Genomic DNA, 19361 nt, shown 5'->3' with positions numbered 1-19361 from the left:
AACGCACGGTACGGCGGAACCTCACGACAGCTGCAGGAATTACGCATGGCAAACAGGACGTCCGTCATGCCCTCCACTGCCATCCGGAACAGCATTACGATCCGGCGACGAAGATCCTTTCGGTATGGTTCGTCCCGAGAGGCGACCGCTATGACTATGAGGAGGTTGACTGAAACCTACGCTGCGTTCGCGGCCGCTCCCTCCAAGGGTCGGTTTTTCAACGAATTCGTACGCGACCGATACAGCTTCCGCTTGGTGAAGCGCGGACCGCGGCATTGAACGCACCGATTACAGGACGGGTGTTCCTTCGCAACCGGCGCCGATCGGACCATTCCACCCTTCATCGGCTCGGCAAGCGCGTGGTCCGCTAGACCTCGTCGAACCGGCTGCCCTCCTTGGAAGGATCCTTCGACAAACCTCCTCCTCCTCGTCGTCGGGCAAGGCCTCGTCGCTGTTCTGGCTGGGGTTGTCATCGTCCTCTTCGGAGGGCGTTTCTTCCGTCTCCCCGGCGTCGGGAACGCCTTCTTCCACGACCACGCTGTCCGGAAGCACCTTGTCGCCCTCAAAGGACTCCCAGTCCTGCTGCTCGATGGCTGGGGCCTCGGCCTCGTCTTGCTGTTTGGATCGCTGCTTGTTGCGGGGGTCCATGTCGCTCTCCAATATTGTGAACCGGCGTCCGGTTCGCTCCATTGAAGAACCGCTGGAGTGACCGGTTGTTCCGCTGGCGCGGCACGCGGCTCAACGTTCGATCTGCTCGAATGTGCATTGACGCGGAGCCTTGTCGGGCCGCCAGCGCACCAATCTTGTTCCGTGCCGGAAGCGGCCAGCGGTGACGTGGTCGAAGCGAACCTCTACGACCAGTTCCGGCTGTACCGGCTCCCATTTTCCGCTGCGCTCGGTGCTCCAGCGGCTCGGGCCGCCCGGCGCTTTGCCGGTGAAGCCGGGCCCGCCGCGCAAACTCTCGAGCTTCTTGGTGAGCCCCGCCCGCTCCTCATTGCCGATGGTCGATGTGAAGCCGACATGGTCGAGTTGGCCCTGCTCGTTATATAGCCCGAGCAGCAACGACCCGACCTGAGGCTTGCCATTCAGGTAGCGGAATCCACCGACCACGCAATCGGCTGTGCGCAGCCGCTTGATCTTGATCATCGCGCGCTCGCCCGGCCGGTAGGATCCGCCCAGCGCCTTGGCGACAACCCCGTCGGTCGAGCCATGACCTGCGCCTTGCAGCCATTGTCTGGCGGTGGCGAGGCTCGTGGTGGAGGGCGAGAGCCGCAAGGAAGCCGTATCGGCCTTCGCCACGAAATTCTCGACTGCTGCTCGCCGCTCTTGCAGGGCCTTTTCGAGGAGCAACTTGCCACCCGGCGCGACGAGCATGTCGAACAGGATCAATTGCGCCGGCGTCGTCACGCTCAGTTTTTGGATCCGGCTCTCGGCCGGGTGAAGTCGCATCTGCAGCGCGTCGAAGGAGGCGCGGCCCTCGATCTCGATTACGATCTCTCCGTCGACAACGAAATCTTTCGCATCGAGACCGCGCAGCATGGCCGTAAGCTCGGGGAAATAACGGCCGAGCGGCTTCCCGGATTTCGCCCTGAGGTCAACGGTGTCATGGCCCTTGAAGGCGAGACAGCGAAACCCATCCCATTTCGGCTCGTATTCCCAGGCACCGCGATCCTCGGGCAGCTCTTCGGCGGCGCGCGCCTCCATCGGCTGCGTGTCCAGGGGCAGGGGAAACTCCTTGTTCGACGCAGTTTGGACGGAAATCTGGGAAGTCTCCATCCCACTTAAACTTTCGACCATAGCTGTGGTTTCCGGCCAACAGGAACGAGTTGCACGGCGGGGCGTTGCTTCACCACAAATCAGGAACGAAATGTTGAGCTTCGACCATCCAGTCCGGCCACTTTGCGCCATCGCATCAACATGAACTCCCGTCAGGAATCCTGATGTCGGTTTCCGGCTTGAGTTATGGTCCTCTCGGCGATCGTTGCGCGCATGTCTGCGTGGACATGCAGAGATTATTCGCCGAACCTTCGGAATGGGCAACGCCCTGGATTACCCGTGTCCTTCCCAGGATCGTGAACCTCGTCGAGAGGAAAGCCGAGCAGACGATTTTCACGCGCTTCTTGCCGGCCGAAAGGCCTGGAAGGGGGGTCGGTACCTGGAGACGCTACTATGAGCGCTGGGCCTCGATGACGATCGAGAATGCCGGTCCGGAGATGATCGAATTGCTGCCGCCGCTGTCGTCGTTCTGTCCGCCGGCGCAGGTAATCGACAAGCATGTCTATTCGCCCTGGCCGGAAGGCAGACTGCAGACAACCCTTGCCGCTCGCCGGATCGATACGCTCGTCGTCACCGGCGGAGAGACCGATGTCTGTGTGCTTGCCACCGTGTTGGGAGCGATCGACATCGGCTATCGCGTCGTGCTGGTCACCGACGCGCTTTGCAGTTCCTCAGACGCCACGCATGACGCGCTGATGACCGTCTATCATCAGCGCTTCGCGCAACAGGTCGAGACCGTCGAGATGGAGACGGTTCTCTCGGCCTGGACCTGAACGTTATGCGACGATCCCTCACGGGCACCGATTTCGCCGCCAGCATGTGCGCGTTACGGGCGCGATGCCAGAGCGATATCAAAGAGTTGAGCTCGGGATAATAGCCGGCGCAATTGCCGGTTGGAATGGAGTATGGCGTAACCCGCAGACCTCTCGCTTCGAGGTGCCGGACGTGCAGAAGACCACGAAATTCGGATCGAGGCGCGTCAGCGCCTGGCAGAACTCGAAAGGGCGCAGCTGGGTCGTCAGTGCTCAGGCATCCAGGTCGATCAAGGCGATGCCGAGCCTAGGGCGCTTGGTGCGGCGCAGATGGCCAGGTGACTCCACAACCGTGATTTCGAGTGTGGGCTGTACAGTGCCTTCCAGCAGATGTCCGCCGCGTGTCCTTCCGTCGCTCAGGCCGAGCACCGCATGAATGTGCAGACTTTGCTTGCCATTGTCGTCGACGGCGATGTCCCCGATAGCGCTCAGCACTTCGCACTGCTCGTCGACAGGTATCTTGCGGTAGGATTTCGACTTGATGTCGAACCAGCCGACTGTCGCCTTCTCGAATGCGCCGATTGCCGTCAACGAAGCGCCGCTGATCCCTTTCTGCCCGGCAAAATTCGTCAACGCGGCGACCGCTTCCTCGCCTGGGTCCAGCACGACCACGAAGGTTCTTTGTCCGGAAGTTTCTGAGACCAGCTTCGATTTCATGTCGTTCGCACCGGTCATTGCCTTGGGTGCAACTCGCAACCTGCCACGCATGTTCCCTCAGGAGCGTGCTATTCGCCGGCCGGGACGGCTTGGGCGACCGCAACAGAAGCGCCAGCGGCACCAGCAACGCCGTGGCGATCGCCGAGTAGCGGAAGACGTCGACATAGGCGAGCAGCGTCGCCTGGCGGCCGATGAGCTGCGCCACCCAGCTGATTGCTTGCGCCTTGGCCTCGACGGCAGGGGAGCCTTGGGCGGTGAAACAGGCTCGGCATGGACCCGGTCCAGTTCCGCCGGATCAATGAGCCGAAGGTGGAACCGATCGGCAAGAAGCCCTTTTCTAGCCGCAGCAACGGACAGCTCGCTGCTACCTGCCCCTGGTCTAAGCCGCCAATCCGATTGCCGAGTCGCCGTTGCAATGCGGGGAGCCCCGATCGCGGGCAAGGCGAGGGCGGCGACCTTGAGTGCTTGAGAGGTTTCCCTGCCTCGCTTGCCAGCCTCTGCTTCGGTTTCGACGAAGCAAAGGACAGAAAAAGACTTCTTTTTGCGATCCGGCCCGGATGCTCTCTTGCTGAGCCTAGAACACGCTAGGCCCGCCTGGGAGGCGACGCATAACAAGAGAGCGGCTGCCGAAACACAGCTTGGCATACGCCACTTGAATGAGGCCGGTGCCGGCAACTGCCATAGGGGAACCACGACAATGAAGACATACCGAAATCGCCTGATGACCGCGGTCGGCGCGGGCCTGCTTAGCCTGGGGCTTTCCGCTCCCGCTGACGCCGGCGCCATTCGTCTCGGCATGACCACCTGGGTGGGCTACGGGCCGCTGTTTCTTGCCCGAGACCTCGGCTACTTCAAGGAAGCCGGCGTCGATGTGGACCTGAAGATCATCGAGGAATCAGCGCTTTACATGGCGGCAGTCGCTGGCGGCGACCTCGACGGCGCCGCCTCGACGGTCGACGAACTGATGAAATATCGCTCGGACGAGCTTTGCTTCAAATACGTCCTGGCGATCGACGACAGCCACGGCGGCGACGGCGTCGTCACGCAGGCCGACGCCAAATCGCTGAAGGATCTGAAGGGCCAGCAGGTGGCCTTGAACGAGGGCTCGATTTCGGAGTTCTGGTTCAACGTGCTCCTGAAGAAGGAGGGCATGACCGAGGACGACGTCACCATCACCAACATGACCGCCGATGACGCGGCGACCGCCTTCATCGCCGGTCAGGTTCCCGCCGCCGTGACCTGGGAGCCGCACCTCACCGAGGTCCGCAAGGGCGGAAAGGGAAAGGTGCTGATCGATTCCACGACGACCCCCGGCCTGATCGTCGATGTGATCGCCCTCAAATGCGATCTGATTGAAAAGCATCCCGAGGACGTGAAGGCCCTGGTCAAGGGCTATTACAAGGCGGTCGAGTACATCAAGGCCAACCCGGAAAAGGCTTATGAGATCATGGCCAAGGGCATTGGCGGCTATCTCGAAAAGCCCGAGGATTTCGCCGCCGGCGCCAAGGGCGTGCGCTATTACGACCATGCCCGCAACCTGGAATTCTTCGGCACTCCGGAAAAGAGCGAGGCGTCCGATCTGGTGAACTTCGCGCAGGACATCTGGGGCAAGGCCGGCAAGCTCAAGATGACGATCGACGCGAAAACCATCCTCGACACCGATTTCATCAAGGACGAGTGAGCCTTCGAGACCGCCGGGGTCGGCCCGCCCGGGCCGACCCCGTTTCTCGAAAGACCAGAGTTTCGCGCTTCAGAAGATCAACGGAGGCCATCTTATGGCACAGAGGCGGACGGCGTGGACACGCCTGACGACCCCATTCGCCAACATTCCCGCCGGCACCGCAACAACGCTGGCGCTGGCGATGTGGGTGGTCGTGATCGGCGGCTGGGCTTTACTGTCCTATGGCCGCGTCGTGCCGAACATGTTCCTGCCGACGCCCGGAACGGTGCTGCAGACGACCTATCGCATGTCTCTGGACGGCAGCCTTTTCTACCATACCTTGACCAGCGCCAAGGTGGTGCTTCTGGGCTTCATCGTATCCTCGCTGATCGCGGTGCCGCTGGGGCTGTGGATGGGCACTTACCGGGCTGTCCAGGCGCCGCTGGAGCCGCTGGTCAATTTCATCCGCTATCTGCCGGTGACCTCCTTCGTGCCCCTGTTCATCCTTTGGATCGGCATCGGCATCGAGCAGCGCATAGCGGTCATCTTCTTCGGCACCTTCTTCCAGCAGCTCGTGATGATTTCCGATTGCGCGCGCAGCGTATCCAGGGACCTGGTCAACGCCTCCTACACTCTGGGCACCAAGCGCAGCGAAGCGGTGTGGCACGTGATTTTCCCGGCCGCTCTTCCCGCGATCCTCGATACGCTACGCGTCACCATGGGCTGGGCCTGGACCTATCTGGTGGTGGCGGAACTCGTCGCAGCATCAAGCGGGCTTGGCTACATCAGCCTGAAGGCGATGCGCGGCTTCCAGGTCGATGTGATCTTCATGGCGATCGCCGCGATCGGGCTTCTGGGCCTCATCACCGACACGGCATTCCGCATCATCCGGGCAAGGGTCGCGCCATGGGCACCTTGATTTTGAAGGCATCCTCGCAAACCGCAGTCGGATCAAGGGTAGCAATGACCGAATCCATCAAGGCGAACAACCTGGCCGGCGCGGCCTATGCAAGCGGCGATCCGCGTTCGGCCGGCACCACGATGGCCATCGAAGACGTGACATTGCGTTACGGCGACGCCAACGGCGTGCTGGCGCTGGACGATGTGTCGCTGAAGGTGGCCAGGAACGAATTCTGCGTCATCGTCGGCCCTTCGGGATGCGGCAAATCCAGCCTGCTCTACCTCGCCGCCGGCCTCAACGACGCGACCTCTGGCAGCATCAAGGTCGATGGCCGGGAAGTGATCGAACCCGGCCCCGACAGGGGCATGGTGTTCCAGAGCTACACCTTGTTTCCCTGGCTGACGGTGCGCGCCAACATCGAGTATGGACCGAAGCGCAAGGGTCTGCCCGCGGAGCGGCGCAGGCAGATCGTCAACCAGTATCTCAACGAGGTCGGCCTCACGCCCTTTGCCGACCATTACCCCGCCCAGCTCTCGGGCGGCATGAAGCAGCGCGTGGCGATCGCGCGCGCCCTCGCCAACGACCCGGCCGTCCTGTTGATGGACGAGCCTTTCGGCGCCCTCGACAGTCAGACGCGCGGCACCATGCAGAAGCTGCTCTTGCGCGTCTGGGAGCGGCAGCAGAAGACGGTGCTCTTCGTCACCCACGACATCGACGAGGCGCTCGTCCTGGGCGATCGCGTCCTGGTGATGACGGCCAGGCCCGGCAAGATCAAGGCCGAGATCGAGGTGGACATTCCCCGCCCGCGCTCGATGGACGTGATCCTCGAGCCTGATTTCATCGCGCTCAAGCGCCGCATCCTCGGCCTTTTGCACGACGAGATCGACGAGGATCACTAAGAACAGATAGTCGGGGCAATTCAGCGATACCAAATGCTGAACTGCCTCAATCTCGAAAGGCGGGAGCGATCTTTACTTGTCGCCATAGCGCGCCGAGCCAAGGATCATCTCCGAAGCCTTCTGCCCGATCATCATGCTGGGCGCGTTCGTGTTGCCGCCGATCAGCTTCGGCATGACCGAGGCATCCGCGACCCGGAGCCCCTCCACGCCGCGCACCTTCAGCGTCGCCGGATCGACGACCGCCATTGCGTCCGTTCCCATCTTGCAGGTTCCGACCGGATGATAGACCGTCAGCGCTTCGGCGCGCAGATAGGCGAGGATCTCGTCGTCGCTGCGGACACCCTTGCCCGGCAGCATCTCCTTGCCTCGAACCTCGTCGAACTCGGATGCGGCAAGGATCTTGCGTGCGATCTTGATACCTTCGACAAGCACCATTGCATCGTCTTCATTTGCAAAGAAGCGATGGTCGATGAGGACGTCGCGGCGGGAACTGTCCCGTGACAGCATGATCTCCCCCACGCTCTTCGGTCGGAGCACGCAGGTGTGAACGGCGTAGCCATGGCCATATTCGATCAGCTTGCCGCGATGGCTGCGATAGCCCGGCACGAAGTGGAACTGAATGTCGGGAAGGCCGTTCGCGTGCCTGGTCTTCGCAAAACCGCCGGCCTCGACATAGTTGGTGGTGAGCATGCCCTTGCGGCGCGCGAAATACTGGAAGGGGGCGGCGGCGATACGAGGCAGGTTGGCAAGCGACAGGCCGAGCGTCCTGGTGCTCCTGGAGCGCACGGTGATCATGCCGTCGACATGGTCTTGCAGGTTCTTGCCGACGCCCGGCAAGTCGAAAACCGGCGTGATGCCGATCTGCTTGAGCTCGGCTGCCGGTCCGATGCCGGAGGCCATCAGGATCTTGGGCGAGTTGATGGCGCCGGCCGAAAGCACGATTTCGCGGTTTGCGGCGAGCAGCTTTTGCTGGCGCTCATGCCGCACGCGCATTCCCGCCGCACGTCCTTCGGCAATGACAAGGTCGATCACCTCGCATTCGCTGAGCAGCGTCAGGTTCTTGCGATCGAGCACGGGACGCATGAAGGCGCTGAAGCTGCTGAAGCGCTGGCCCCGGTTCTGCGTGACGTTGTAGATCCCGACGCCGAACTGGCTTTCGGCGTTGAAGTCCGTATTGGCGGGCAGGCCGGCGCTTGTCCCGGCCCTGACGAACATGGCGGAGAGCACGTTCGGATCGCGCGGATTGTCGACCAGCAGCTCGCCGTCGGTGCCGTGGTAGCGCGGGTCCTGGCCGATCAGATTGCGCTCCAGCTTTCTGAACACGGGCAGCACGTCGCTGTAGGCCCAGCCGGCGCAGCCGAGCCCGGCCCACTCGTCGTAGTCTTCGGCGGCGCCGCGAATATAGACCATCGAGTTGATCGAGCTCGATCCGCCCAGCGCCTTGCCGCGGTTGACCGGAATGCTGCGGTTGTTGAGATGGGGCTGCGGCACGCCGACAAAGCAATAGTCGTAGTTCGGGTTGCCATAGAGCGACAGGATGCCTGCCGGCACCTTGACCCGCAGGCTGTTGTCGCTGCCGCCAGCCTCGATCAGGCACACTCTGACCGACGGATCGGCGCTTAGCCGATTGGCCACCACGCAGCCGGCCGAACCAGCGCCGACGACGATGTAGTCATAGCTTTCTGGCTTCATGCCCAGCCCCTCGAGAATGCCGGCGCTCGAGGCAGGGCGGAACGGGTCGCCGTGCAAGCGCATCCCTGTTCCGGAACCAGTTCCGTGCCGACATGTGTCCGCTTCACCGCCGCCTCATGCGGCGGCCCCGATCCGATCGCTGGAACTCTAGGTGCTTCTATCGGTGCGAGAAATTCGGAAATGGTTACGCGTGACTTCGGAGATTCGTTATGGGCGCCCACCGGCACGTGCTGCTACTTGTGAGCGCCAGTAGAGAGGCGGTCGGATGGCGCAACGGCTTGTCCGGGACACGGCGAAATGGGTCGCTCCTGGCTGCATCCACCACCTGCCCGGGATCGGTTGTCATGCCGCGCGGCGAAAGCCGCCGGATGGTCAGAAAAGGGACTGAGCATGTCGGTTGAGACGATAGACACGCTTGTCGTTGGCGGCGGCCAGGCGGGGGTGGCTATGAGCGAGCACCTCGCCAAATGCGGGGTGCCCCATCTCGTTCTCGAACGCGACCGGATTGCCGAGCGCTGGCGCTCGCAACGGTGGGATTCCCTGGTTGCCAATGGCCCGGCCTGGCATGACCGGTTCCCGGGCATGGAGTTTCCTGTTACGGGTCGCGACGGCTTTCCCTCCAAGGAGGAGGTCGCCGACTATTTCGTCGCCTACGCAAAGCAGATCAATGCACCGATCCGCTGCGGCGTGGAGGTCAAGCTCGTACAAAGAAATGTCGGCCGGCCCGGATTCCGCGTCGAGACGTCGGCCGGCGTGATCGAAGCCAACAGCGTCGTCGCCGCGACCGGACCTTTCCAGGTGCCCGTCATTCCGCCCGTCGTTCCCGCGGATGCGGGCATCCTGCAAATCCATTCCAGCGCCTACCGAAACCCTGAGCAGCTGCCAAAAGGCGCTGTGCTGGTGGTCGGAGCGGGGTCCTCGGGCGTGCAGATTGCCGACGAGCTCCAGCGCGCCGGCAAGCGCGTCTACCTCTCGGTCGGCCCGCACGACCGCCCGCCGCGGGCCTATCGCGGGCGCGACTTCTGCTGGTGGCTGGGAGTCCTCGGCAAATGGGACGCCGAAACCCCAGGACCCGGCACGGAGCATGTCACGATCGCGGTGAGCGGCGCGCGCGGCGGCGAGACGATCGATTTCCGCCGGCTGGCCGCGCAGGGGCTTACCTTGGTCGGCATGACCAAGTCGTATCAGGACGGTGTGATGATCTTCGCGCCTGATCTTGCCAAAAACATTGCCCGCGGCGACGCCAGCCTGACGGCACTGCTGGACGAAGCCGATGCCTATGTCGCGCGCAACGGTCTCGACCTCCCGGAAGAGCTCGCCGCTCGCCGGATCGACCCGGATCCGGAGTGCGTGACCAACCCGATCCGCGAGCTCGATCTGGCCGAGGCCGGGATAGCGGCGATCATCTGGGCGACGGGCTTTGCCGTCGATTACAGCTGGTTGAAGGTCGACGCCTTCGACGAAAAGGGCCGGCCAAGGCACCACCGCGGCGTCTCGACGGAGCCCGGGATCTATTTCCTGGGGCTGCCTTGGCAGTCGCGAAGAGGGTCGAGCTTCATCTGGGGCGTATGGCATGACGCCAAACACGTGGCCGACCGCATTTCGACGCAGCGCAAATATATCGCCTACCATGCCGCCGCGAAGCGCGAGCCCGTGGACGCCTGATCAAAGCTGACGACAGCGGCGAGCCCGACCTGATGGAGACCAAGATGGCGCATACGCGAATTCGCACCTTCAACACCAAGGATACCTATCCCGAGCAGAAGCTCGACAATGATCTCTGCCAGGCGGTCGTCACGCGCGGCGGCCGCACCGTCTATCTGCGCGGGCAATGCCCGCAGGATCTCGACACCGCCAGGAACATCGACAGTCACGATCCGGTCGAGCAGACCCACAAGGTCATGCAGAACATCAGGCAGCTCATCGAGGAATGCGGCGGCACGATGGAGCATCTGGTGAAGGTGGTGGTCTACTTGACCGACGTCCGCCATCGCGAAGCCGTCTACCGGACGATGGGCGAATACATCAAGGGCGTCCATCCGGTTTCGACCGGCGTGGTCGTGTCGGCCTTGGCGCGGCCGGAGTGGCTGGTCGAGATCGACGGCACGGCCGTCATTCCGGACTGAGCGCCATGACCTTCTCCATCGTCGCGCGCTGCAGGCGCACGGGCATGTTCGGCGTGGCGGTGTCCTCGTCGTCTCCTGCCGTTGCGGCCCGTTGCGCCTATGCGCAGGCCGGCGTCGGCGCTGTCGCCAGCCAGAACGTCACCGACCCGACGCTTGGGTCCCGGGCATTGGAGCTGATGGCGCGCGGCGCTTCCGCTGCCGAAGCCGTCGCGATCCTGAAGCGCACGGCCGCCTTCAGCGAATACCGGCAGGTCCTGGCAGTCGATGCGGCCGGCGGCAGCGCAATTCATTCGGGGCCGAAAGCGCTCGGCATCTGGGCCGAGGCGCGCGGCGAGGACGTTGCCTGCGGCGGCAACCTGTTGGCAAACGACGGCATCCCGCGTGCGATGGTTGATGCCTTCCTCGCCTCGGAGGGCGATCTCGGCGACCGGCTGATCGTCACGATGCGGGCCGCGCTCGAGGCCGGCGGGGAGGCGGGACCTGTCCGCTCCGCCGGCATGAGGCTGGTGCGCGATGTCTCCTGGCCCGTCGCCGACCTGCGTTGCGACTGGACCGAGGACTGTCCGATCGAGCAACTGGCGAGGCTGTGGGAGATCTACAAGCCCCAGCTCGATGCCTACGTCATCCGCGCCCTCAACCCGTCCGATGCGCCGAGCTACGGCGTTCCCGGTGACGAGTAGTCCCGACAATCCGGAGCCAGCATGAGCGAACTCAGCCATAAGGAATGGGTCGGCAAGGCGTCCGCGATCCGTTTTCGCGACAAGGCGTTCATCGACGGCAAGCCGGTGCCCGCGCGCTCCGGCCGGACGTTCGCCAGCATCAATCCGGCCACGGGAGCGACGCTCGCCGAGGTCGCCTCCTGCGGGGAAGAGGACATCGACCTTGCCGTTGCCGTCGCGCGACGCAGCTTCGAAGCCGGCGTCTGGTCGCGAACGAGCCCGGCGCACCGCAAGGCGGTCCTGTTGCGGCTGGCGGAGTTGCTGCGCGAGAACCTGCAGGAGCTCGCGCTCTTGGAATCGCTGGACATGGGCAAGCTGGTCAAGGATGCCGCCACCATCGACGTGCCGGGTTCGGCGGCGATCTTCCAATGGTACGGCGAAGCGATCGACAAGGTCTATGACGAGGTGGCGCCGACGGGCCAGGGCGACCTCGCGCTGGTGCGGCGCGAGCCGCTCGGGGTGGTGGGCGCCGTCGTGCCGTGGAATTTCCCGCTCGATATGGCGACCTGGAAATGCGCGCCGGCGCTGGCGGCGGGCAATTCGGTGGTGCTGAAACCGGCCGAGCAGTCGCCTTTCTCTGCGCTCAGGCTGGCGGAGCTCGCGATGAAGGCGGGCCTGCCCGCCGGCGTGCTCAATGTCGTGCCCGGTCTCGGCGAGACGGCCGGCCAGGCGCTTGGCCGCCATATGGATGTCGATTGCCTTGCCTTCACCGGCTCGACCGCCGTCGGCAAGATGTTCCTACAGTATTCCGGCCAGTCGAACATGAAGCAGGTCTGGCTGGAGACCGGCGGCAAGAGCCCCAACCTGGTGTTCGCGGATTGCGCCGATCTGGACGCGGCGGCCGACATGGCGGCCTTCGGCATCTTCTTCAACCAGGGCCAGGTATGCTCTGCCAATTCCCGGCTTCTGGTGGAGCGCTGTATCAGGGATGCGCTGGTCGAGAAGCTGGCTGAGCGGGCGGCGGCGACCCAGCCCGGCGACCCCCTCGACCCGGCATCCAGGATGGGCGCGATGGTGGACGCGCGCCACGCCGCGACCGTCATGCGTTTCATCGATGCCGGCAAGAAGTCGGCCCGGCTGGTAACCGGCGGCGGTCGGGTCGCCGTCGATGGGCGAGGCAGCTTCGTGCAGCCCACGATCTTCGACAATGTCGCGCCCGACGACGCGCTTGCCCGCGACGAGATATTCGGTCCGGTGTTGTCGGTCATCGCCTTCGACACCGAAGACGAGGCGCTTCGGATTGCCAACGACAGCGTCTACGGCCTGGCTGCATCGCTGTGGACCGACAGCCTGTCGCGGGCGCATCGCATCGCGGAGAAACTGCGCGTGGGCACGGTTTCGGTGAACACCGTCGATGCGCTGAGTCCGATGACGCCCTTCGGCGGCTTCAAGCAGTCCGGCTTCGGACGCGACCTGTCGCTGCATGCGCTCGACAAATACACCGCGCTGAAGACCACCTGGATCAAGTACTGAGGAGCGACCGCGACTTGATCACCGGGTGCAAACCGGCAACATAGAACCATGCCGCTCCGCTTCACGCTCAGACAACTCGAATACTTCGTCGCCGTCGGCGAAGCCGGTTCGATCGCCAAGGCGGCCGAGCAGGTGAACGTCTCGCCGCCGTCGATCTCGGCGTCGATCGCCCAGCTCGAAGCGGAGTTCGGCGTCCAGCTTTTCGTTCGCAAGCACTCGCATGCGCTTGCGCTGACCGCGGGCGGGCGCCTCTTCCTCAAGGAAGCCGCGCGGCTGCTCAACGATGCGGACGCGCTGCACGACATTGCCGGCGATATCGCGGAAAAGGTGCGCGGACCGCTGGCGATCGGCTGCCTGCTCACTTTCGCGCAGATCGTGCTGCCGGCGTTGCGCCGGAAATTCGAGGATGCCTATCCGGATGTGCGCGTCAGGCAGTTCGAGCGCAACCAGGGGCAATTGTTCGAGATGCTGCAGCGTGGCGAGATAGACGCCGCGCTGACCTACGATCTCGAGCTGTCGCAGGACATGACCTTCGAGCCGCTGATGCAGTTGCCGGCCTATGTGATGCTGCCGGCCGCGCATCGCCTGGCGACAAGAGCCGGCATCACGCCCGAGGAACTGGTCGATGAGCCGATGGTGCTGCTCGATCTGCCTTACAGCCGCGAATATTTCCTGTCGGCTTTTCAGCCCAGGGGACTGCGTCCCAAAATCGCCGAGCGCACCGGCGACATCGCCGTGATGCGTTCGATGGTCGCCAATGGCTTCGGCTACGGCATCGCCAATATGCGGCCGCTCAACACCATGTCGCCGGACGGCAAGCTGCTGGTCTTCGTGCCCCTGCTGGGCGATCTCAGGCCGTTGACCATGGGAATTGCGCTGCCGAACGCCGAGCACCGCACACTCACGGTGCAGGCCTTCATCGACCACTGTCGCCGCTTTGTCGTCGAGCAAGGCGTCTTCGGCACCGAACGCATCGTCAAATGAGCGATATCACGGCCAGCCGTCGGCGAGCCGCGACAGCAGCCTCTCCAGCATCTCGTCGCAACGCCGCAACTGTTCGATGCTGACAAATTCGTCCGGCTTGTGCCCCTGCGCCATGGAGCCGGGACCGCAGACGACGGCCGGCGTGCCGAGATCGCGGCTGAACAATCCGCCTTCCGTGCCGAACGCGACTTTCATGGTGTCGTTGGCGCCGGTCAGCGATTTGACGAAAGCGACTGCTTCCGAAGCGGCCGGCGTGTCGAGGCCCGGATAGGTGTTGGTGATGTCGATGTCGATTGCGGCCTCGGCCGCGATCGAAGCGGCGTCGGCGGCAATGCGGGCAGCGGCGGCGCGAAGCCTGTCGAGGATCCCGGCGGCATCGTCGGCGGCGACGTTGCGGATCTCGAAATCGATCTCGCAAAGGTTGGGCACGATGTTGAGCGCGACGCCGGCGTTGATCTTGCCTACATGGACCGTCGTGTAGGGAATGTCGTAGTCGCCGTCGCGAGCGCCTTCGCGGGCCAGCCGGTCCTGCTCATCGCGTAAGGCGCGCACGAAATCGCAGCCGAGATGGATGGCATTGAGCGCCAGCGGAGCGAGCGCCGAATGGCCTTCGCGTCCCCTGCAGACGGCGCGTGCCGCGAGCTTGCCCTTGTGTCCCGTCGCCACCTGCATGTTGGTCGGCTCGCCGATGATGCACAGCAGCGGGCGTTGCGGCGCAGTGCCCAGCATTTCGATCAGGTCGCGCACGCCGAGACAGCCGACCTCTTCGTCGTAGGAGAGCGCCAGATGCAAGGGCGTCTGAAGCGCCATCTTCGAGGCCTTGAGGCAGGTCGCGAGCGCACAGGCCACAAAACCCTTCATGTCCGCCGCGCCGCGCCCATAGAGCTTGCCGTCGCGCTCGGTCATCGCGAATGGCGGCAGCGTCCAGTTCTGGCCGTCGACCGGAACGACGTCGGTATGGCCGGACAGCATGATGCCGGGCCTGTCGGCCGGTCCGATGGTGGCAAAGAGATTGGCCTTATGGCCGTCCGCGCTGTGGAGGATCTCGCAGGCAATGCCGTTCGCGCCGAGCAGGTCCGCAGTATAGCCGATGAGATCGAGGTTCGAGTCGCGGCTCACCGTCGGGAAGGCGATCAGCCGTTCGAGTATCCTGATGCTGTCCATTTCCCTTGCCTCGTTGCCGTTACCGGCTCTGTAACATCGTGCGGCGGCGGTCCTGAAGTCGCATTTGGCTCAGCCCCGGTTCATCGCAGGCTAATCCACGCAAGCGCGATTAGGCGCGTCCTAATCCGCACAGAAGAAATCCGTAGTTTTCCCGCGCCGGCGCCAACTTATGAGTAGTCCCTAGATCGGGATTTCGTTGAATCGTCATCCTGATCTAACTCTTTGTTGGAGCATGATTCCGAAAACCGGTTCCCACTTTTCGGAATCATGCTCAAGGGCAGCGCCAAGCCGGCAGGAAGGAAGCTACATGCGCGACCCACGCTACGACATTCTGTTCGAACCGATGAAGATCGGTCCGGTGACCGCCAAGAACCGCTTCTATCAGGTTCCCCATTGCAATGGCGGCGGCTATCGCGATCCATCGGCCGCTGCCGAGATGCGCCGCATAAAATCCGAAGGCGGATGGGGCGTCATCTTCACCGAGCAGACGGAGATGCACCACACCTCCGAAATCACGCCCTTCATCGAGCTCAGGCTATGGGACGACGCCGACATTCCGGCCTTGGCCAAGATGGCGAGAGCCATGCACGAGCACGGGGCGCTCGCCGGCATACAGCTTGCCTATTCCGGCATCAACGGTCCCAACCTTTACACCAAGGAAGTCCCGCGCGGGCCGTCGGCCCTGCCGATCCGCACCTTCACCAACGATCCGGTGCAGGCGCGCGCCATGGACAAGCAGGATATTAGCGACCTACGCCGCTGGCATCGCAACGCCTTCAAACGCGCCAAGCAGGCGGGTTTCGATCTGGTGTGCCTCTATGGCGCGCATGGCTTCGGCATCATCCAGCATTTCCTGTCGACCGCCACCAACCAGCGCAGCGACGAATATGGCGGCTCGCTGGAAAACCGCTCGCGGTTGATGCGCGAATTGATCGAGGAAGGGCGTGACGCGATCGGCGACACGTGCGGCCTGACGCTCAGGCTGTCGCTGGACGAGATGATCGGCGAGCTTGGCTTCGCCAATTCCGAGGTTCGCGACATGATCGAGATGCATGCCGACCTGCCCGATCTTTGGGACCTCGCCCACGGCGCCTGGGAGGATTGCTCGGGGCCATCGCGCTTCAAGGACGAGGCGGCGCAGGAAAGCCTGGTCTCCGGCATCAAGAAGCTGACCTCAAGGCCGGTCGTCGGCGTCGGCCGCTTCACCTCGCCCGACGTGATGGTCAGGATGATCAGGTCGGGCACGCTCGACTTCATCGGCTGCGCCCGCCCGTCGATCGCCGATCCCTTCCTGCCGAGGAAGGTCGAGGAGGGGCGCATCGAGGACATCCGCGAATGCATCGGCTGCAACATCTGCATCACCGGCGACATGACCATGTCGATCTCGCGCTGCACGCAGAACCCGACCTTCATGGAGGAGTGGCGCAAGGGCTGGCATCCCGAGCGCATCCAGCCCAAGGGCAACAGCGACAGTGTGCTGATCGTCGGCGCCGGGCCCGCCGGACTGGAGGCCGCCCGCGCGCTCGGCCTGCGCGGCTATCAGGTGGCGATCGCGGAAGCGGGCACCGAGCTCGGCGGACGCGTGGCGCGCGAAAGCCTGCTTCCGGGCCTGTCGGCCTGGGGCCGGGTGCGCGACTACCGCCGGTACCAGCTCAGCCAGATGTCAAATGTCGACATCTATTTCGAAAGCCGGCTGACGGCGGACGACATCCTGTCCTTCGGCTTCCAAAACGTCGCGATTGCGACCGGATCGACCTGGCGGCGGGACGGCGTCGCGCGCGCCCATGTCGTGCCGATGCCGATCAATCCCGCCATGCCGGTCTACACGCCGGACGATCTGATGGACGGCCAGGTGCCGGGCGGCAATGTCGTGCTGTTCGACGACGATCACTATTACATGGGCGGCGTGCTCGCCGAGCTGATGGCGCGCCAGGGTGCAAAGGTGACCTTGGTGACCCCGTCGGCCTATGTCTCGGACTGGACCCGCAACACGCTGGAGCAGGGGGCCATCCACCGCCGCCTGGCGGAGCTGGGAATAGATATCGTCCTCAACAGGATCGTCACGAATATCGCTTCAGGCGGCGTCGTCACGGCCTGCGTCTATACCGGCGCGCGCCATGAGCTGACGGCCGACGCGGTCGTCCTGGTCACGTCGCGCAATCAGGACGACGCCGTTTGGCGCGAGCTCAAGACCCGGGAAAACGAGTGGGCCGGCAACGGCATCCGTTCGGTCAAGGTCATCGGCGATGCCGAAGCACCGGGGCCGATCGCCTGGGCAACCTATGCCGGCCACCGCTTCGCCCGCGAGCTGGACGAACGCGACATCGGCGACGCGTTGCCTTTCCGGCGGGAAGTTACGGCGCTGGCGGTCGATTGACGTGGAACTCGATCGCCCCTTCTGCGCGTTTTGCGAGGCGCAAGGTTGCGAGCGCGAGGTTCGGCGGCTATGCCGGGCCCGAGATAGCTGACAGGAAGGCGGAGCCGATGAAAGTTCTTTCCACGTCCAAATCGCATGGCGGCGTCCAGGGCGTCTACTCGCATGCCTCCGAGGTCTGCGCCTGTGACATGACCTTTGCCGTCTTCGCGCCGCCCCAGGCCGCGGAAGGCCATGTGCCGGTGCTCTGGTATCTGTCCGGCCTGACCTGCACCCACGCCAATGTCATGGACAAAGGGGAGTACCGCCGCATGGCTTCCGAGCTAGGGCTCGTCATCGTCTGCCCCGACACGAGCCCGCGCGGCCCTGATGTGCCTGACGAAAAGGACAATTGGCAGTTCGGCTGCGGCGCCAGCTTCTACGTCGACGCCACGCAAGAGCCTTATGTCAGGAACTACCGCATGTACTCCTACCTCACCGAGGAACTGCCGGCGCTGGTCGCCGCCAATTTTCCGGTCGACATGTCACGCCAGTCGATCTTCGGTCATTCGATGGGCGGGCATGGCGCGCTGACGATCGCGCTGAGGAACCCGGACAGGTTCAAGAGCTGCTCGGCCTTCGCGCCGATCGTGCAGCCGACGACGGCGGGCTGGTCGCGGCCGGCGCTCGAGAAATATCTGGGATCAGACGAGAAGAGCTGGCGCGCCTATGACGCCACGCTGCTGATCGAGGACGGCCATCGTTACGGCGAACTGCTCGTCGACCAGGGCACCGCCGACGGATTCCTCCAGGATGGTCTGCGCCCATGGCTGCTCGAGGATGCCTGCGGGAAGGCAGGCATCGCGCTGACGCTGCGGATGCAGGAAGGCTACGATCATTCCTACAATTTCATCTCGACCTTCATGGACGACCATTTGAAGTGGCATGCAGCGCGGCTGGCGAAGTAGGGGAAGCGAGGCGGGGACGGGCGGCAAGTTCGGATCAGAGACGCGGCCCTGCCACCATCCGCGCGACCCGCGCCATGTCCGCGCTCATTTCGCGATCGTCGTCGAGCGGGGCGACCAGCGCGCGCACGGCGGCATAGCTGCGTTGCGGCCCTTCGCCCATGCTGTCGACCACACCGCGCAATTCCACGCCTGTCGCCGCAAAGATCAGTTCCATGGCGACGAGAAAGCGCAGCCGCTCGATGATCCCGGCGGTCTTTGCCACCACCCGCGGCGCCATCGACGACTGGTCCTCGATGCCGTCCGAGACGGCCAGCGGGCTGAGCGACATCGGATTGGCGAGGTGCCGGATCTCGGCCTCCAGTGCCGCCACCGGCTTCTGCAGTTCCGCGTAGCCCTGGCGGCTGCCGCCCCTGGCCGACAGGAAGCGCGGCAGTTCCGCCACTGTCGGCGACATCAGCTTCATCGAGCGGTTGGCGGTGGCGACCGCGCAATGCGCGAGCGCCTGGCCGAGCTGTTCCCACGCCAGCGTGAAGGCCGTGAGGTCGAAATTGCCGTTTGAGACGACGCGTTCGGCGGCCGGCAGGATCACCGGGTTGTCGCCCGAATGGCCAAGCTCGATCTCCGTCGCCAGCCTGGCCTGCTCGAACGCATTGAGCAGGCCGCCCCACACCTGCGGCACGCAGCGGAAGCTCAGTGGGTCCTGCAGGCGCCGCGCGGCGTTCTCGTACCAAAGCCCGCTTCCGGCTAGCTCCGCCCTGAGCCGCGCGCCGATCTCGCACTGGCCGAATGCCGGCCGCGCCGCCAAGGCGTCCTCGTCAATGGCCTTGAGGGAGGAGCGGAACGCCTCATAGTTGAGAGCCACGGCCGCCAGCGACCAGTCGGTGAGGCAAGCGACGTCTTCGAGGGCAAGGCACGCCGTTCCGGTCGAAAGGCTGTTTGCGACGATGATGGCGTGGCCGTCCTTTTCGCGCAGGTCGAGCGGCTCGAGCCCGGCAAGGGCGAGCGCCTCGGCCGCCGGCATGACCCTGCCCTGGAACTCGGCCTCGCCGTCGCCGCGCAGCGCCCTTGCCATGTGGCCGAGCGGCGCGAGGTCGGCTGCCCCGATCGAACCCCAGCTAGGGATCACCGGATGGACGCCGGCATTCAGCGCCGCCAACAGGCCGAGAACCACAGGCTC

Annotated in this window: 18 protein-coding genes; 12 read left to right on the top strand and 6 right to left on the bottom strand. The window is 64.2% G+C overall.

Translation table 11 applies throughout. From position 1 onward, the window contains the following. Positions 1-45: 45 nt before the first annotated feature. Complete coding sequence (locus DH10_RS37960) at positions 46-279, top strand: KTSC domain-containing protein (RefSeq protein ID WP_343221596.1); 234 nt, start codon at positions 46-48, stop codon at positions 277-279. Positions 280-288: 9 nt separating this feature from the next. Here DH10_RS37960 and DH10_RS21370 read toward each other — a convergent pair whose 3' ends face one another. After that, positions 289-648 carry a hypothetical protein gene (locus DH10_RS21370; RefSeq protein ID WP_246506391.1) on the bottom strand — a complete coding sequence of 120 codons (360 nt, stop codon included), beginning with the start codon at positions 646-648 and terminating at the stop codon, positions 289-291. 90 nt (positions 649-738) lie between these two features. Further along, positions 739-1797 (bottom strand): ATP-dependent DNA ligase, encoded by a 1059-nt coding sequence (locus tag DH10_RS21365; protein ID WP_192254435.1) that lies wholly within the window; start codon positions 1795-1797, stop codon positions 739-741. Positions 1798-1940: 143 nt separating this feature from the next. On the opposite strand from DH10_RS21365, the gene DH10_RS21360 reads away from it, so the two are divergent. Beyond that, entirely contained in the window at positions 1941-2549 is a 609-nt protein-coding gene (locus DH10_RS21360; protein ID WP_192254437.1) for a cysteine hydrolase family protein, read from the top strand. A 252-nt stretch (positions 2550-2801) separates the two neighbouring features. Here DH10_RS21360 and DH10_RS21355 read toward each other — a convergent pair whose 3' ends face one another. Further along, positions 2802-3245 (bottom strand): PPC domain-containing DNA-binding protein, encoded by a 444-nt coding sequence (locus DH10_RS21355; protein WP_192254439.1) that lies wholly within the window; start codon positions 3243-3245, stop codon positions 2802-2804. A gap of 697 nt (positions 3246-3942) precedes the next feature. On the opposite strand from DH10_RS21355, the gene DH10_RS21350 reads away from it, so the two are divergent. The 3 genes from DH10_RS21350 to DH10_RS21340 all read left to right on the top strand — a co-directional run bounded on the left by DH10_RS21350 (position 3943) and on the right by DH10_RS21340 (position 6705). Then, positions 3943-4926, top strand: a complete 984-nt coding sequence (locus tag DH10_RS21350) for an ABC transporter substrate-binding protein (protein ID WP_192254441.1) — start codon at positions 3943-3945, stop codon at positions 4924-4926. A gap of 94 nt (positions 4927-5020) precedes the next feature. Further along, positions 5021-5824, top strand: coding sequence for an ABC transporter permease (locus DH10_RS21345; protein WP_192254443.1), 804 nt, complete (start codon positions 5021-5023; stop codon positions 5822-5824). Between the two features lie 122 nt (positions 5825-5946). Next, complete coding sequence (locus DH10_RS21340) at positions 5947-6705, top strand: ABC transporter ATP-binding protein (protein WP_210325251.1); 759 nt, start codon at positions 5947-5949, stop codon at positions 6703-6705. Positions 6706-6777: 72 nt separating this feature from the next. Here the strand turns inward: DH10_RS21340 and DH10_RS21335 are convergent, their stop codons facing one another. After that, a complete protein-coding gene (locus DH10_RS21335; RefSeq protein ID WP_192254684.1) occupies positions 6778-8397 on the bottom strand; it encodes a GMC family oxidoreductase in 1620 nt (539 codons plus the stop codon). Between the two features lie 390 nt (positions 8398-8787). Between DH10_RS21335 and DH10_RS21330 the strand changes: the two genes are divergently transcribed. Genes DH10_RS21330 through DH10_RS21310 form a run of 5 tightly spaced genes read left to right on the top strand, consistent with a single transcriptional unit; the run spans position 8788 to position 13699 of the window. Next, on the top strand, positions 8788-10062 hold the full coding sequence (locus tag DH10_RS21330) for a flavin-containing monooxygenase (RefSeq protein WP_192254447.1): 1275 nt from the start codon (positions 8788-8790) through the stop codon (positions 10060-10062). A 44-nt stretch (positions 10063-10106) separates the two neighbouring features. Next, positions 10107-10523: a RidA family protein gene (locus DH10_RS21325; protein WP_192254449.1), complete on the top strand. Its 417-nt coding sequence runs from the start codon at positions 10107-10109 to the stop codon at positions 10521-10523. Positions 10524-10528: 5 nt separating this feature from the next. Beyond that, positions 10529-11203: a DUF1028 domain-containing protein gene (locus DH10_RS21320; RefSeq protein ID WP_192254451.1), complete on the top strand. Its 675-nt coding sequence runs from the start codon at positions 10529-10531 to the stop codon at positions 11201-11203. 21 nt (positions 11204-11224) lie between these two features. Beyond that, on the top strand, positions 11225-12715 hold the full coding sequence (locus tag DH10_RS21315; protein WP_192254453.1) for an aldehyde dehydrogenase: 1491 nt from the start codon (positions 11225-11227) through the stop codon (positions 12713-12715). Between the two features lie 48 nt (positions 12716-12763). Continuing rightward, positions 12764-13699, top strand: a complete 936-nt coding sequence (locus DH10_RS21310; protein ID WP_192254455.1) for a LysR family transcriptional regulator — start codon at positions 12764-12766, stop codon at positions 13697-13699. 6 nt (positions 13700-13705) lie between these two features. Here the strand turns inward: DH10_RS21310 and argE are convergent, their stop codons facing one another. Then, positions 13706-14863: an acetylornithine deacetylase gene (argE, locus tag DH10_RS21305; protein ID WP_192385295.1), complete on the bottom strand. Its 1158-nt coding sequence runs from the start codon at positions 14861-14863 to the stop codon at positions 13706-13708. Between the two features lie 307 nt (positions 14864-15170). On the opposite strand from argE, the gene DH10_RS21300 reads away from it, so the two are divergent. Beyond that, positions 15171-17240 (top strand): oxidoreductase, encoded by a 2070-nt coding sequence (locus tag DH10_RS21300; protein WP_192254458.1) that lies wholly within the window; start codon positions 15171-15173, stop codon positions 17238-17240. A gap of 107 nt (positions 17241-17347) precedes the next feature. Further along, positions 17348-18184 (top strand): S-formylglutathione hydrolase, encoded by an 837-nt coding sequence (fghA, locus tag DH10_RS21295; protein WP_192254460.1) that lies wholly within the window; start codon positions 17348-17350, stop codon positions 18182-18184. Between the two features lie 34 nt (positions 18185-18218). On the opposite strand, the gene DH10_RS21290 is transcribed toward fghA, so the two are convergent. After that, a partial coding sequence (locus DH10_RS21290) for an aromatic amino acid lyase (protein WP_192385294.1) occupies positions 18219-19361 on the bottom strand: 1143 nt, incomplete at its 5' end.

This window comes from Mesorhizobium silamurunense (assembly GCF_014843825.1).
GTDB classification, from domain to species: domain Bacteria; phylum Pseudomonadota; class Alphaproteobacteria; order Rhizobiales; family Rhizobiaceae; genus Mesorhizobium; species Mesorhizobium silamurunense.
Note: the sequence above shows the minus strand (reverse complement) of the source record. Positions and strands in the feature narration are given on the sequence as shown.